Source organism: Actinomycetospora chlora, assembly GCF_039542135.1.
In the GTDB taxonomy this organism is placed as follows: Bacteria; Actinomycetota; Actinomycetes; order Mycobacteriales; family Pseudonocardiaceae; genus Actinomycetospora; species Actinomycetospora chlora.
The window spans coordinates 16,924-30,782 of record NZ_BAABHO010000060.1; the positions used below are offsets into that span (position 1 = coordinate 16,924).

Genomic DNA, 13,859 nt, shown 5'->3' on the forward strand with positions numbered 1-13,859 from the left:
TCAGGCCGCCGGGTCGGCGACGAGCCGGCAGATCGGCGCGTCCTGGGCCACCGAGTCGCCGACCGCGACCGCGAGGTCCGCGACGACGCCGGCGACGCCGGCCCGGACCGGGTTCTCCATCTTCATCGCCTCCACGACCGCCACGACCTCCCCGACGCCGACGTGCCGGCCGTCCTCCACCAGGACCCGCACGACGCTGCCCTGAATGGGGCTCACGAGGAGGTCGTGCGGGATCCCGGCGCCGCCGGCCCCGTCCCCCGCGCCCGTCAGCGCCTCGCGGGCCGCGTCGGCGGCCGGCCCCGTGATCGAGGGCATCCCGGGCAGCGGGACGGCGAGCCGGCGGCGGCCCACGCGGACCACCCCCGCGGTCGCCCGGCGCCCGACGTCGGGACCGTCGGGCGCCGGCACGTACTCCTCCTCCAGCCAGCGGGTGTGCACCCGCAGCTCCGGGCCGGTGAACGCGTCGTCACGCAGGAGGTCGCGGTGGACGGGCAGGACGGTGCGGACGCCCTCGACCTCGGTCTCGGCCACCGCCCGCCGGGCGCGCGCGAGCGCCTGGTCGCGGTCGCGGCCCCACACGACGACCTTCGCGATGAGCGAGTCGAAGCCCAGGCCGACGGACGAGCCCTCCGCCACCCCGCACTCGACCCGCACGCCCGGACCGCCGGGCAGGCGCAGCCGCGCGACCGTGCCCGGTGAGGGGACGAAGCCCCGGGAGGGGTCCTCGGCGTTGATCCGGAGCTCGACGGCGTGGCCCGCGACCGGGTGCACGCCCGTGACCGGCAGCCGCGCGCCGCCGGCGATGCGCAGCTGCTCGACCACCACGTCGATGCCGGTGACCTCCTCGGACACCGGGTGCTCGACCTGCACCCGCGTGTTGACCTCGAGGAACGACGCGGTGCCGTCGGCGCCCACGAGGAACTCGACGGTGCCGGCGCCGGTGTAGCCCGCGTGGCGGCAGATCGCGACCGCGCTGTCGTGCAGGACGGTCCGCAGGGCGTCGGGCAGGCCCGGCGCGGGCGCCTCCTCCACCAGCTTCTGGTGGCGGCGCTGCACCGAGCAGTCGCGGGTGCCGAGCACGAGCACCCCGCCCGCGTCGTCGGCGAGCACCTGGACCTCGACGTGGCGGGCCCGCGGCAGGTAGCGCTCGACGAAGCACTCCCCCGCGCCGAAGGCCTGCTCGGCCTCCCGCACGGCCGACGCGTAGAGGTCCGGGATCTCCGCGCGGGTCCACGCCACGCGCAGGCCGCGCCCACCCCCGCCCCGCGCCGCCTTCACGGCCACCGGCAGCCCGTGCTCGTCGGCGAACGCCTCGACCTCCCCGGGCCCGGTGACCGGCCGGTCCGTGCCCGCGGCCATCGGGGCGCCGACGGCGCGGGCCACGGCGCGGGCCGACACCTTGTCGCCCAGCGCGCGCATCGCGTCGGGCGAGGGACCGACCCAGACCAGGCCGGCCGCCCGCACCCGCTCGGCGAACCCCGCGTCCTCGGCGAGGAACCCGTAGCCGGGGTGCACGGCGTCGGCTCCGGCGGCGAGCGCCGTCCTGACCAGCGCGTCCGCGGCGAGGTAGGTCTCCGCGGCCGTGTCCCCGGGCAGGCGGACGGACGCGTCGGCCAGCACCGTGTGCGGCGAGCCGGCGTCCGGGTCGGCGTAGCAGGTCACCGAGCGCAGCCCCAGGTCCCGGCAGGCCCGCACCACGCGCACCGCGATCTCGCCGCGGTTCGCCACGAAGACGGTGCCGAGCGCGCCGGTCACACCGGGCTCACGGAGTGGTGGCGGTGGTCGCGGGTGCGTTCCCAGCCGGCGGCGTCGGCGAGGCGGCGGATCAGCTCCGCGCGCAGGTCGCCGGGCTCGACCACGGCGTCCACGACGAGGTCGGCGCCCATCCGCAGGAGGTTCATCTCGGCCTCCTGCTCGGCCACCCGCCGGGCCACGAAGTCGGCGCGCTCCGCGGCGTCGGTGAGACCGGCGATCCGGTTCGCGTACATGGCGTTGACCGACGCCTCCGGCGACATCGTGCCGATCGTCGCCGTCGGCAGCGCGAGCGTCGCCCGCGGCTCGAAGCCCGGCGCGCACATCGCGTAGTAGCCCGCCGCGTAGGCCTTGCGCAGCACGACGGTGAACCGCGGCACCTCGGCCGACGCCATCGCGGTGACCATCTTCGCCCCGTGCCGGATGATGCCCTGGCGCTCCACCGCGGCGCCGACCATGAAGCCCGGGACGTCCTGGAGGAACACCAGCGGCACGTTGAACGCGTCGCACAGGGTGATGAACCGGGCGGCCTTATCGGCCGAGTCGACGAAGATCGCGCCGCTGCGCACCGAGGGCTGGTTGGCGACGATGCCGACGACCTCGCCGTCCAGGCGCGCGAGACCGGTGACCATCTCGGTCGCCCAGCGCGGCTTGACCTCGAAGAACGACCCGCCGTCGACGATCCGGTCGATCACGTCGAGCACGTCGTAGGACGCGTTCGGGTCCTCCGGGACCAGGCCGTCGGGCCACGCGGCCGGCTCCGGGGCGGACGCGGCGACGGCCGCCGGGCGCTCCCGGTAGGAGCCGGGCAGGTACCCCAGCAGCAGGCGGGCGGCGGCGATCGCCTCGCCGTCGGTGCCGAACACCTCGTCGCCGCAGCCCGAGACCTCTGCGTGCATCCGCGCCCCGCCCATCTCCTCGAGCGTGGTGACCTCCCCGGTCACCTTCTCGGCGATCCGCGGCGAGGCGAGGTACATCGACGCGTTGCCCTCGACCATCCCGACCCAGTCGGTGAACGCCGGCATGTAGGCCCCGCCGGCCGCGGACGGCCCGAGCAGGCAGCAGATCTGCGGCACGCGGCCGGACAGCCGCACCTGCAGGTGGAAGATGCGCGACGCCCCGCGCCGACCCGGGAAGAAACCCATCTGGTCGTTGAGCCGGCCGCCCGCGGAGTCGACGAGGTACACGACGGGCAGGAGGTCGCGGTAGGCGCGCTCCAGGATGCGGACCTGCTTCTCGCACCCCAGCTCGCCCCACGACCCGGCCTTCACCGTGTAGTCGTGCGCGATCACGGCCACGCGCCGGCCCTCGACGCGGCCCACGCCGGTGAGGACGCCGTCGGCGGGCAGGTCGTCGCGGCCCGCGTTGGCCAGGAGCCCGTCCTCGATCCAGCTGTCCTCGTCGAGCAGGAGGGCGAGCCGGTCGCGGACCGGGAGCTTGGACGGCCAGCGGCCGGCGTCGAGGCCGGTCAGGACGCTCGCGGTGGCGGCCCGGACGGCCTCCCGGCCGCCGGGGGCTGTGGGGGCGGCGGGGGCGACGGGCTCGGGCATGGCGGCGGTGTCGCTCTCGGCGGCGGTCACCGGGCGACCCCCGACGTCGCGGCGCCGAAGCGCGGCGCGCGCTTCTCCCGGAAGGCGGCCAGCCCCTCGCGGCCGTCGGGGTGGCGGCCGATGTAGTCCGCGGCCACCTCCACCTCGTGGGCCAGGGCGTCCCGGTAGGGCCGCACCCGCGCCTGCGCCTCGAGCTCCTTCATCGTCCGCAGGGCCGTCGGGGCGTGCCGCAACAGCCGCCCGACCACGTCCGCCACGGTGCGCTCGACCTCCGCGGGCGGCACGCTCCAGCCGACGAGACCCCACGCGGCGGCGGTGTCCCCGTCGATGATCTCCCCGGTGTAGAGCAGCCGCCGGGCCAGCGCCGCGGGCAGCGCCCGGGGCAGCCGCACCGACCCGCCCGCCCCGGGGAGCAGCCCGTACTCCATGTGCCGGTCGCCGAGCCGGGCGTCGCTGCTGGCGACGACCAGGTCGCACGCCAGCATGAGCTCGCACCCGCCGGCGACGCCGTACCCGTCGACGACGCAGAGGGACACGAACGGCGCCGCCTCGAGGGCGTCGAGGACCGCGCCGATCGAGGCGATGTAGTCACGCACTGCCGCCGGGTCGTCGAGCAGCCCGAGCAGGTGGGGCAGGTCGGCGCCGGCCGAGAGCGCGGGCCCGCGTCCCCGGACGACGGCGACCGGGCAGCCCGCCGCGATCACCCGCGCGACGGCGTCGGCCAGCCCGGCGAGCAGGTCCGGGCTCAGCGCGTTGAGGGCGCGCTCGCGGGTCAGCGTGATCTCGGCGGCGCCGTCGTCGCGCAGGACGACCTCCACCGGCGTCACCCGTTCCTCCGCACCGCGATGCCCGCCTTCTCCCTGTCCCACAGCTGCTCCCTGCGCTCCACCGCGGCCGCCTTCAGCTTGAACTTCTCGATCTTGAGGCTGGGGGTCTTCGGCAGCTCGTCCACGAACTCCCAGTAGCGCGGCACCATGTAGTACGCCATCTGGTCGACCGAGAACGCGACGAGCTCCTCGTAGCTGGCCTCGGCGCCGGGCGCCCGCACCACGTAGACCATGACGTCGTCCTCGGAGAGGTCCGACGGCACGGCGACCGCCGCGACCTCGTGCACCGCCGGGTGGCGGCAGAGCGTGGTCTCGAGCTCGTAGGCCGAGATGTTCTCGCCGCGGCGACGGATCGCCTCCTTCTTGCGGTCGGCGAAGAACAGGTAGGCGTCCTCGTCGAGGTGGCCCCGGTCGCCGGTGAGGAACCAGAGGTCGCGGATCACGCCGAGGGTCGCCTCGGGCATCTCGTGGTAGCCGAGCATGATCATCCCGGGCCGGTTCGGCCGGATGCAGATCTCCCCGATCTCCCCGGCGGGCAGGGGCAGCCCGTCGTCGTCGGTGATCTGGACGGCCACGTCGTCGCGCACGCGGCCCGCGGACGCGGCCTTGGCGCGGTCGTCGTGCGGGCCGAGGACGGTGACCGCGCAGTTCTCCGTCATGGCGAACACCGAGGTGACGACGATGCCGAACCGCTCGCGGAACCCGTCGACCAGCTGGCGGCTGGTCGGGACGATCATGGCGGTGCGCACGGTGTGCGCGCGGTCGTCCGCCGACGCCGGCAGCTGCCAGATGATGTTGGCCATCGCGCCGAGGGCGTTGAAGGCGGTGGCGCCGGACTCGCGGATCTCGGCCCAGAACGAGCGGGCGGAGAACCGCGGGTACAGCGCGATCGAGGCGTCCGCCCAGAGGGCGGCGTGTACCGAGTACCAGATGGCGTTGCCGTGGAACAGCGGCAGGCACGTGTGCAGCACGTCGTCGGGCCCGTACTCGCAGTTCCGGGCCATCTGCTCGCCGACCGCGTGCCCCTGGGAGTGCGGGCAGACCACGCCCTTGGACGGTCCGGTCGTGCCCGAGGTGTACATGATCAGGAAGGGGTCGGCGGGCCCCGGCCCGTCCTCGAGGTCGAGCGGGTCGCCCGACGCAGCGGCCACGGTCGCCAGGTCGTGCCGCGGCAGGCGGCCCGCCGCGGGCTCGCCGACCTCGCCGCCGTCGCCGCGCACCACCAGGCCCTCGAGCTGCGCGCCCTCCACGGCCTCGAGCAGGCCGGCCGACGCCGCGTCGCAGCACGCCCACCGCGAGCCGGACTGGCGCAGGTAGTACGCCAGCTGCTCGCCCTTGGCCGCGGTGTTCAGCGGGACGGCGATCGCGCCGAGCTTGCCCAGCCCCCAGCACACCCACAGGAACTCCGGGCAGTTCGGCAGCAGGACCGCGACCCGGGTCCCCGCCGTGACGCCCAGCGCGGCGAAGCCCCGCGCGCAGGCGTTGGTGAGGCGGTCGACCTCGGCGTAGGTGGTGGTGCGGCCCTCCCACCGCAGGAACGGGCGGTCGCCGACCCGGCGCGCCTTCTCGGCGAGGACCCGCCCGATCGTGCGCTCCGCGTACGGGTAGACGTGCATCCCCGGCTCAGCCATCCGCCCCCTCCTCGGGCCGGGCCGCCACCAGGGCCAGCAGGTCGGCGACGCAGAGCTCGTGGTCCTCCTCGTCGCGCACGACGAAGCGGTACGTGACGACGCCGGTGCGGTCGGGCCGCGGGCGGACCGCCAGCACCTCGGTCTCCACCCGCAGGGTGGCCCCGATGTGCGTCGGGTGGACGAACCGCAGCCGGTCGAGCCCGTAGAAGGCGCGCATGGCCTCCGGCCAGAACTCGACGAGCCCGAGCGCGACCGAGATCACGAGCGCCCCGTGCGCGATGCGCTGCCCGAACCGCGGGTCGGCCTCCGCGTAGGGCACGACGGTGTGGATCGGGTGCCAGTCCCCGGTGAACATCGCGAACTGCACGATGTCGGTCTCGGTGATCGTCCGGCGGCGCGAGACGGAGGTGTCGCCGACGGCGATGTCGTCGAGGTAGGTCGTGATCACGTCCCGGCTCCCTCCAGGTCGGCGCTCCCCCGCGCCAGCGCGGCCCGGCTGACGCCCAGGACGCAGCCGAGCGAGAGCAGCGACACCAGGCAGACGTAGACGGCGACCGAGACGACGGTGCCGGTGGCCTCGACGAGGGCGGCCGCGATGATCGGCGCGAGGGCGCCACCGAGCAGCACGCCGATCTGGAAGCTCGTGGAGGCGGCGCTGAACCGCACGCTCGCGTCGAACATCTCGACGATGAACGTCGCCTGCGGCCCGTAGCTGACGCTGAAGAACACGGCCCCCACGACGTAGGCGAGCACGATGAGCGCGACGTTCCCGCTGTCGACGGCGAGGATCGTCGGGTAGATCCAGACGGCCATCGCGGCGAGGCCGATGAGGATCATGCGGCGCCGGCCGACCCGCTCGCTCATCGCCCCGAACCACGGCAGCGCCACGGCGGCGACCACGCCCGACACCATGATCGCCGCGAGCATCGTCCCCCGGCCGGCGGTCTTCGCCGAGGTGGCGTAGCTCAGGGCGTAGGTGTTGACGATGTAGAAGTAGGCGCCGGTGCTGATCATCGAGCCGATGGCCAGCAGGATCTGGGCCGGGTAGGCGCGGACCGCGGCGACCAGCGGCACGCGCCGGGCCTCCTTGCGGTCGCGCACCTTCGCGAACACCGGGGTCTCGTCGAGCTGGATGCGCACGACCAGGCCGACGACCACCAGCACGATGCTGATGAGGAACGGGATGCGCCAACCCCACGCGAGGAACTGCTCGTCGGGCATGGCCGACACCCCGAGGAACGCCGCGGTGGACAGCACCAGGCCGGCCGGCACCCCGACCTGCGGCAGGCTGCCGTAGAACCCGCGGCGGCCCGGCGACGAGTACTCGACGGCGGTGAGCACCGCGCCGCCCCACTCGCCGCCCACCCCGAAGCCCTGCACGAGGCGCAGCAGCACGAGCAGGATCGGCGCCCACACCCCGATCGCCGCGTAGGTGGGCAGCAGGCCCATGAGGAAGGTCGCGACGCCCATCATCGTCAGCGACAGGACGAGGACCTTCTTGCGCCCGATGCGGTCCCCGAAGTGGCCGAACACGATGCCGCCGATCGGCCGGGCCCCGAACCCGATCGCGAAGGTGGAGAAGGCGAGCAGCGTGCCGGCGAGCGGGTCGGCCGAGGGGAAATACAGCGGCGCGAGCACCAGCGCCGCGGCGGCGCCGTAGAGCTGGAAGTCGTACCACTCGATCGTCGTGCCGATGAGCACCGACAGCGCCACCCGGCGCATCGGCGGCCGGGCCGGCGCGGCCTCCCGGTCGACCAGCCCCGTGCGCTCCCCGCCCGGCGGCCCGGCCGCTGCCGTGTCGTTCGCCATGTCTCTCCCCGTCCTGCGCGTGGGCGGCGGCGTGGAGCGCCGTCGCACCGGGTGACCGCGGTGTCTCCAGGCGCGAGGACGGCCGCGTGGCTGGGGTCGGCCCGCTCGCGAGCGCGGCCGACTGGCGACGTCGACCGGCTGGTTAATTAATGTTCGTTCATACTGCGAGGCGGACGTTAGTCTGCTCGCTGTGAGCAAGTCAACGGCGGTCTCGCCGCAGGCCGTGCACGTCGCGGCGCGCAACCTCTTCGCGTCGCAGGGCTACCGGGGCACCTCGATGAAGGACATCGCGCAGGTGCTCGCGGTGTCGGCGCCGAGCCTCTACAACCACGTCCCGTCGAAGCAGGACCTGCTCCACAGCATCATGAACGTGGCGATGGACCGTGCCCTGGGCGCGCTGTCGGCCGCCCTCGAGGGCGTCACCGACGTCGCCGACCAGCTGCGACGGGCCACCGAGGTCACCGTGCTCGACTTCCTCGAGAACCCGGCCGAGGTGACCGTCTGCAACACCGAGATCCGCAGCCTCGAGGACCCGTTCCGGCAGGCGATCATCGACAAGCGCGACGCCTACGGGCGCCGGATCCTCGACATCGTCGAGCGCGGCTGCGCCGCGGGCACGTTCGACGTGGCCGAGCCACGCGTGGCGTCCTTCGCCATCCTCGAGATGGGCAACAACGCGAAGGCGTGGTTCGACCCCCGCGGGCAGTACACCGCCGGCGAGGTCGCCGCCCTCTACGGCTCCTTCGCGCTGCGGATCGTCGGGCACCGCGAGGGCGTCAGCCCCTGAGCATCTCCGCCACGAGGAACGCCAGCTCCAGGGACTGCTGGGTGTTCAGCCGCGGGTCGCAGGCCGTCTCGTAGCGGCCGGCGAGGTCGGTGTCCGAGATGTCCTGGGCGCCGCCGAGGCATTCGGTGACGTCCTCGCCGGTGAGCTCGACGTGGATGCCGCCCGGGTGGGTGCCCAGGCGCTGGTGGACCTCGAAGAACCCCTGCACCTCGTCGACGACGGCGTCGAAGTGGCGGGTCTTGTAGCCCGTGGTGGCCTCGACGGTGTTGCCGTGCATGGGGTCGCACTGCCAGATCACCTGGTGCCCGGAGGCGGTGACCTTCTCGACGATGCCGGGCAGCACGTCGCGCACCTTGCCCGCGCCCATGCGGCTGATGAGCGTGAGCCGGCCCGGCTGGTGGTGCGGGTCGAGCCGCTCGACGTACTCGACGGCCTGCTCGGGCGTCGTCCCCGGGCCGATCTTGAGCCCGATCGGGTTGGCCAGCAGCTCGGCGAACGCGATGTGGGCGCCGTCCAGGGCCCGGGTGCGCTCCCCGATCCACAGGAAGTGCGCGCCGAGGGAGAACAGCCGCGCGTCCTCCCGGCTGGTGGCCTCCACGCGCGAGTCCAGCCGCAGCAGCGCCCGCTCGTAGTCGAGCACCAGCGCCTCGTGCGACGCGAAGATCTCCGTGCCGCGCAGCGAGTGGTCGGTGACGCCGGCGGCGTTCATGAACCGCAGCGCCCGGTCGATCTCGGCGGCGACCGCCTCGTAGCGCTCGCCCGCCGCGGAGGTGCGCACGAACTCCCGGTTCCACTCGTGGACCTCGTGCAGGTCGGCCATGCCGCCGCTGGTCAGGGCGCGGACGAGGTTCATGGCCGCGCCCGCGTTGGCGTACGCGCGGATCATGCGGCCCGGGTCGGGGATGCGGCGCTCGGCGTGCGCGGCCAGGGAGTTGACCATGTCGCCGCGGTAGGACGGCAGCCCCAGCGCGTCGGTCGGCGACGACCGCGGCTTCGCGTACTGCCCCGCGATCCGTCCGATCTTGACCACGGGCATCGACGCGCCGTAGGTCAGCACCACGGCCATCTGCAGCAGCGTGCGGATGTTGCCGCGCAGGTGGGGCTCGGTGTTGTCCGCGAAGGTCTCCGCGCAGTCGCCGCCCTGCAGCAGGAACGCCTCACCGCGGGCGACGGCCGCCAGCTGGTCCTGCAGACGGTCGACCTCGGCGGGCACCGTGATCGGCGGGACGTGCTCGAGCACCGTGCGGACGTCGGTCACCGCCTGGGCGTCCGGCCAGTCGGGCTGCTGCGCCGCCGGACGCGACAGCGCGTCGTCGAGGCGCTCCCTCAGGTGGGAAGGCAGCGGGGGCAGGCCGGGCAGGGCATCCACGGGCAGGTCGACGGACCACACCCGACCCAGCGTAACGGTGCCCCCTCCAGGCCCGACGTGTTCCCCGCGACGCGGCGATCAGCCCCCGCCGGACACCGCCGCCCCGTCGTGCAGGCGCCGCCAGTGCGCGTCGATGACCTGCCAGCGGGCCAGGTTGTGGCGGGCGTCGGCGAGGGCGTCGTGGGCGTCGGCCGGGGCGGCGGGTAGCTCCGGGCGCCCGACGTCGTCCCAGCGCTGGCGCAGGTCGCGGGTGAACCGCGGCAGCGCGCGCGGCAGCTCCGGCATCGCGCCCCAGAGCTGGGCGACGGCCACGTGGTCGTACGCGGCGTACCAGGCCCACAGCTCGACCGGGCCCTCGCCCGCGGTCACGAACTCGTAGAACGCCTCGCGGATCGCCAGCCGGCTGCGCCACGCGGGGTCCGATGTCGGGGGCAGCTTGTCCAGGACGTTCTTGCGCACCCACGGGCCCGCCCGCAGCGGGTCGAACTGCCGCGAGATCGCGTAGAACTCGCGGCCCGCCTCGTCCACCACGCCCACCGAGACCAGCTCGATGGTGGTCCCGTCCTCGATGAACTCGCAGTCGTAGAAGTACCGGGCCACGGGCCCATCCTCCCCGGTGGGGGCGGCTACGCCGCCTCGGCCCCGGCCTTGTCCTTCGCGTCCTTCACCGTGCTCGCGTAGACGTCCACGTACTCCTGCCCGGAGAGCACGCGTACCGCGTCCATGATCTCGTCGGTGATGGCCCGCTCGACCTGCCGGTCGTCGGTGATGCCGTGGTAACGGGAGAAGTCGAGCGGGGCGCCGATGCGGATGCCGATGCGGTGCGGGCGCCAGATGCGCGAGCCGACGGGGTTGGCCCGGTCGGTGCCGATCATGGCGACGGGCACCACCGGGACGCCCGCCTCGAGGGCCATCCGCGCGACGCCGGTGCGCCCCTTGTAGAGGCGACCGTCGGGCGAGCGGGTGCCCTCGGGGTAGATGCCGAACAGCCGTCCCTCGCGCAGGACGCCGATCCCGGTGTCGAGCGCGGCCCGGGCCGCCCGGCCGTTGCCCCGCTCGATCGGCACCTGGCCCATGCCGGTGAAGAACCAGCGCTTGAGGGTGCCGAGGAGGCCGGGCTGGGTGAAGTACTCCGCCTTCGCGGGGAACGCCATCCGCCGGGGCACCATCAGCGGCAGGACGAAGGAGTCGAGCACCGCGAGGTGGTTCGACGCGACCAGCGCCCCACCGTGGCGCGGGAGGTGCGCGGCACCCTCGACGCGCGGGCGGAACGCCAGGCGCATCAGCGGCCCGAGCAGGGCGTACTTCATGATCCAGTAGAGCACCCGGGTCCCTCCGAACGACGTCCCGCTGGTCCGTCCCGGGGAGCCTAGGCGCCCGTCGGGGACGACGGGGAACCGTCCGGCGCGTCAGGGGCCCCACCGCGTGACCCGGACGTGTGGGGCATGCCACGATGGTGGTCCCGACCCGCTCTCCACCCGCCGCTCGTGGCGGGTCCCGACGCCGCGCCGTCCGGCGCCCGGAGGAACCGTGCCCGTGATGCCCGGAGCCGAGCCCTTCGCCTCCGATCCCGAGGGCACGCGCGAGATCGGGGTGGTGCTCAGCCACGGCCTCACCGGCACGCCGCAGAGCATGCGGGCCTGGGGCGAGTACCTGGCGTCCGAGGGCATCGGCGTGCGCGGGCCCCGGCTGCCGGGCCACGGCACCCGCTGGCAGGACCTCAACCGCACCCGCTGGCCCGACTGGTACGCGGAGGTCTCGCGCGCGGTCGACGACCTGCGGCGCGAGTACCGCTCCGTGTTCGTCTTCGGGCAGTCGATGGGCGGCACGCTGACGCTGCGGCTCGCGCAGGAGCGCGGCGACGAGATCGCGGGCATCGCCCTGGTCAACCCGTCGGTCACCACGCTGCGCCGCGACGCGGCGATCGCGCCCTACATCCAGTGGGTCGTGCCGTGGGTGCCCGGCGTCGCGAACGACATCAGGAAGCCCGGGGTCACCGAGCTCGCGTACGACCGGCTGCCCACGCGCGCGGCCGTGTCGCTGACGGCGCTGTGGCGGCTCGTGCGGGCCGACCTCGGGCGGGTGCGCTGCCCCGTCCTGCTGTGCCACTCCCCGTCCGACCACGTCGTGGAGCCGGTCAACAGCGCCCTCGTGCTCGAGGGCATCGCCTCCGACGACGTCACCGACGTGGTGCTGGCCGACAGCCACCACGTCGCCACGCTCGACAACGACGCGCCGCGGATCTTCGCCGACAGTGTGGCTTTCGTCCGTCGCGTGCACGCCACCCGCACCTCCGGGCATACCGTGGCGGACCCCGCCGGCTCCACCCCAGGGACTCCTGCATGAGCGCGCCCGACGACCCGACCGGCCCCGAGCAGGCCCACCCCGACCCCGCCGGCCGCGACGCGGGCGGCAGCCGCCGCCCCGAGCTGCCCCCGGACGTCGACGCGGCCTTCGCGTCGATCGTCGCCGACTGGGCGGCCGACGGGGCCCCGCAATGGCCGGACGAGTGGCGCGACGACCTCGTCCACCCCGACGACCGCGCCCCGGCCCGCGACGACGACGGCCCGTCGTCGGGTCTCGGCACGCAGACCCCGCCCGGGGGCCAGGCGACGACGCGCGACGTCCCCGGCCGCCAGGCCCCGCGCCCCGGCACCGACCCGCGGGTCGATCCCCCGGTGCCCGAGGCGCGGCGCAACCCGCCGGCGCGGCCCGCCGAGGACGAGCACTACGTGCCGCCGGAGCCCCCGCCGCTGCCCAAGCTCGGGCTGAGCAGCCTGCTCGGCATCGGGCTGCTGATCGTGGGGGTCGTCCTGCTCGCGGTGCCCGGCCTCATCGGCGGGCCCATCGGTCTCGGGATCGTGCCCGGCCTGCTGGCCATGACGGCCGGGCTGGGCTGGCTGGTGTTCGGGCTGCGCCGCGGCCGGGGCTCCGACGACGACGGCGCGGTGCTCTAGCCGTACCTCTGGCCGGGGAAGGTCCGCTCCCCGGCGTCGAGCGCGGCGCCGACGATGCCGGCGCGGCCCCCGAGCGCGGCCGGGCGCACCTCGGCGAGCCGGCGGTGGCCGCGGCCGGTGAGCTGCTCGGCGTAGCGTTCCCGCGCCCGGTCGAGGTAGAGCGGCGCCGACGCGGACACCTCGCCGCCCACGACGACGACGTCCGGGTCGAACACGTCCGCGACGACGGCGAGCCCCTGCCCCAGCCAGTCGGCGAACTCCTCGACCACCCGGCACGCCAGCGCGTCCCCCTGCTCGGCGGCCCGGGCGACGTCGCGGCCGGTCAGCGGCTCGGCGCGCTCCCACGTCGCGCGCAGCAGCGAGAAGTCCTCGGTCGCCGCGACGAGCTCCTCGGCCGACCGGCCCAGGGCCGAGCCGCTGCAGTAGCGCTCGAGGCAGCCGTGCTTGCCGCACGGGCAGGGTCGGCCCCCGCGGACGACGGTGAGGTGCCCGAGCTCGGGGGCCACGCCGTACGCGCCTCGGTACACCGCCCCGTCGAGGAGCAGCGCCGCGCCGATGCCCGTGCCGAGGGCGACGAGCACGGCCACCCGCGCGCCGGCGGCCGCGCCGACCCGGTGCTCGGCGAGCCCGGCGGCGTTCGCGTCGTGCTCCACCACCACGGGCAGCCCGAGCCGCTCGGCCAGCCGGTCGACCACGGGGTCGTCGCGCCACGGGAGGTGGGCGCCGAACGCGACCGTGCGGCGGTCCGGGTCGACGAACCCGGCGACGGCGATCCCGACCGCCGCCACCCGGTGGCGGGCGGCCAGCCCCCCGACGAGGTCGACGACGGTGTCGTCGAGCCCGGCGGCGTCCCGCGCCGTCGGGGCCGCCACCTCCGCGATCACCGTGCCGTCGGCGTCCACGACGCCCGCGCGGACCGAGGTCCCGCCGATGTCGACCCCGACGGTCAGCACGGGGTGCCGGGCCCGCTCACCGCGGGCCGTCCCCGCGCGCGGGGCGCCGGATGGCGATGCGCTGCACCGAGGGCCGGGCCGGTGCCGGGGCGGCCGGGGATGCGGGAGCGCTGGTCGGGGTGTCGGTCGGGAGGTCGTGGGGGTTCGTGCGCCGCGGCGCGGGGCGCGGGGTGGCCGCACGTGGCGGCGGGGCGTCGGCGGCGCACGACCCCCCACGACCTCCC

Annotated in this window: 13 protein-coding genes and 1 pseudogene; 3 read left to right on the plus strand and 11 right to left on the minus strand. The window is 75.0% G+C overall.

Going from position 1 to position 13,859, the window contains the following annotated elements; genetic code table 11:
- From ABD994_RS26645 to ABD994_RS26670, 6 genes are read right to left on the minus strand one after another with little or no spacing between them, the layout of a single operon-like run.
- Complete coding sequence (locus ABD994_RS26645) at positions 1–1,755, minus strand: acetyl/propionyl/methylcrotonyl-CoA carboxylase subunit alpha (RefSeq protein ID WP_345422976.1); 1,755 nt, start codon at positions 1,753–1,755, stop codon at positions 1–3.
- Entirely contained in the window at positions 1,752–3,332 is a 1,581-nt protein-coding gene (locus tag ABD994_RS26650; protein WP_345422979.1) for an acyl-CoA carboxylase subunit beta, read from the minus strand. Before ABD994_RS26650 ends, ABD994_RS26645 begins: the two co-directional genes overlap by 4 nt.
- Positions 3,329–4,129, minus strand: a complete 801-nt coding sequence (locus ABD994_RS26655; RefSeq protein WP_345422982.1) for an enoyl-CoA hydratase/isomerase family protein — start codon at positions 4,127–4,129, stop codon at positions 3,329–3,331. Before ABD994_RS26655 ends, ABD994_RS26650 begins: the two co-directional genes overlap by 4 nt.
- Positions 4,126–5,760, minus strand: coding sequence for an AMP-binding protein (locus tag ABD994_RS26660; RefSeq protein ID WP_345422985.1), 1,635 nt, complete (start codon positions 5,758–5,760; stop codon positions 4,126–4,128). The genes ABD994_RS26655 and ABD994_RS26660 overlap by 4 nt, the downstream gene beginning before the upstream one ends.
- Positions 5,753–6,208 carry a MaoC/PaaZ C-terminal domain-containing protein gene (locus ABD994_RS26665; RefSeq protein ID WP_345422988.1) on the minus strand — a complete coding sequence of 152 codons (456 nt, stop codon included), beginning with the start codon at positions 6,206–6,208 and terminating at the stop codon, positions 5,753–5,755. Before ABD994_RS26665 ends, ABD994_RS26660 begins: the two co-directional genes overlap by 8 nt.
- The gene (locus ABD994_RS26670; protein WP_345422991.1) at positions 6,205–7,569 is read right to left on the minus strand and encodes an MFS transporter; all 1,365 of its coding nucleotides are present in this window, start codon (positions 7,567–7,569) and stop codon (positions 6,205–6,207) included. The genes ABD994_RS26665 and ABD994_RS26670 overlap by 4 nt, the downstream gene beginning before the upstream one ends.
- Before the next feature lie 190 nt (positions 7,570–7,759).
- Here ABD994_RS26670 and ABD994_RS26675 point away from each other — a divergent pair, with 190 nt between their 5' ends.
- A complete protein-coding gene (locus ABD994_RS26675; protein WP_345422994.1) occupies positions 7,760–8,356 on the plus strand; it encodes a TetR/AcrR family transcriptional regulator in 597 nt (198 codons plus the stop codon).
- Here the strand turns inward: ABD994_RS26675 and ABD994_RS26680 are convergent.
- The 3 genes from ABD994_RS26680 to ABD994_RS26690 are packed head-to-tail and all read right to left on the minus strand — an operon-like array spanning position 8,346 to position 11,050.
- Positions 8,346–9,746, minus strand: coding sequence for a class II 3-deoxy-7-phosphoheptulonate synthase (locus tag ABD994_RS26680; RefSeq protein ID WP_345422997.1), 1,401 nt, complete (start codon positions 9,744–9,746; stop codon positions 8,346–8,348). The two genes, ABD994_RS26675 and ABD994_RS26680, sit on opposite strands and share 11 nt — an antisense overlap.
- Positions 9,747–9,803: 57 nt before the next feature.
- Entirely contained in the window at positions 9,804–10,325 is a 522-nt protein-coding gene (locus tag ABD994_RS26685) for a polyadenylate-specific 3'-exoribonuclease AS (RefSeq protein ID WP_345423000.1), read from the minus strand.
- 26 nt (positions 10,326–10,351) lie between these two features.
- A complete protein-coding gene (locus ABD994_RS26690; RefSeq protein WP_345423003.1) occupies positions 10,352–11,050 on the minus strand; it encodes a lysophospholipid acyltransferase family protein in 699 nt (232 codons plus the stop codon).
- Between the two features lie 205 nt (positions 11,051–11,255).
- Here ABD994_RS26690 and ABD994_RS26695 point away from each other — a divergent pair, with 205 nt between their 5' ends.
- Together ABD994_RS26695 and ABD994_RS26700 are read left to right on the plus strand one after the other, a co-directional pair.
- Entirely contained in the window at positions 11,256–12,071 is an 816-nt protein-coding gene (locus ABD994_RS26695; RefSeq protein ID WP_345423006.1) for an alpha/beta hydrolase, read from the plus strand.
- Positions 12,068–12,682, plus strand: a complete 615-nt coding sequence (locus ABD994_RS26700; RefSeq protein WP_345423009.1) for a hypothetical protein — start codon at positions 12,068–12,070, stop codon at positions 12,680–12,682. The genes ABD994_RS26695 and ABD994_RS26700 overlap by 4 nt, the downstream gene beginning before the upstream one ends.
- Here ABD994_RS26700 and ABD994_RS26705 read toward each other — a convergent pair.
- Both ABD994_RS26705 and ABD994_RS26710 read right to left on the minus strand, forming a co-directional pair.
- Positions 12,679–13,635 carry an ROK family protein gene (locus ABD994_RS26705; protein WP_345423012.1) on the minus strand — a complete coding sequence of 319 codons (957 nt, stop codon included), beginning with the start codon at positions 13,633–13,635 and terminating at the stop codon, positions 12,679–12,681. The genes ABD994_RS26700 and ABD994_RS26705 overlap by 4 nt on opposite strands.
- A 16-nt stretch (positions 13,636–13,651) precedes the next feature.
- Positions 13,652–13,859 (minus strand): annotated as a pseudogene (locus ABD994_RS26710) (hypothetical protein); the annotation flags it as partial.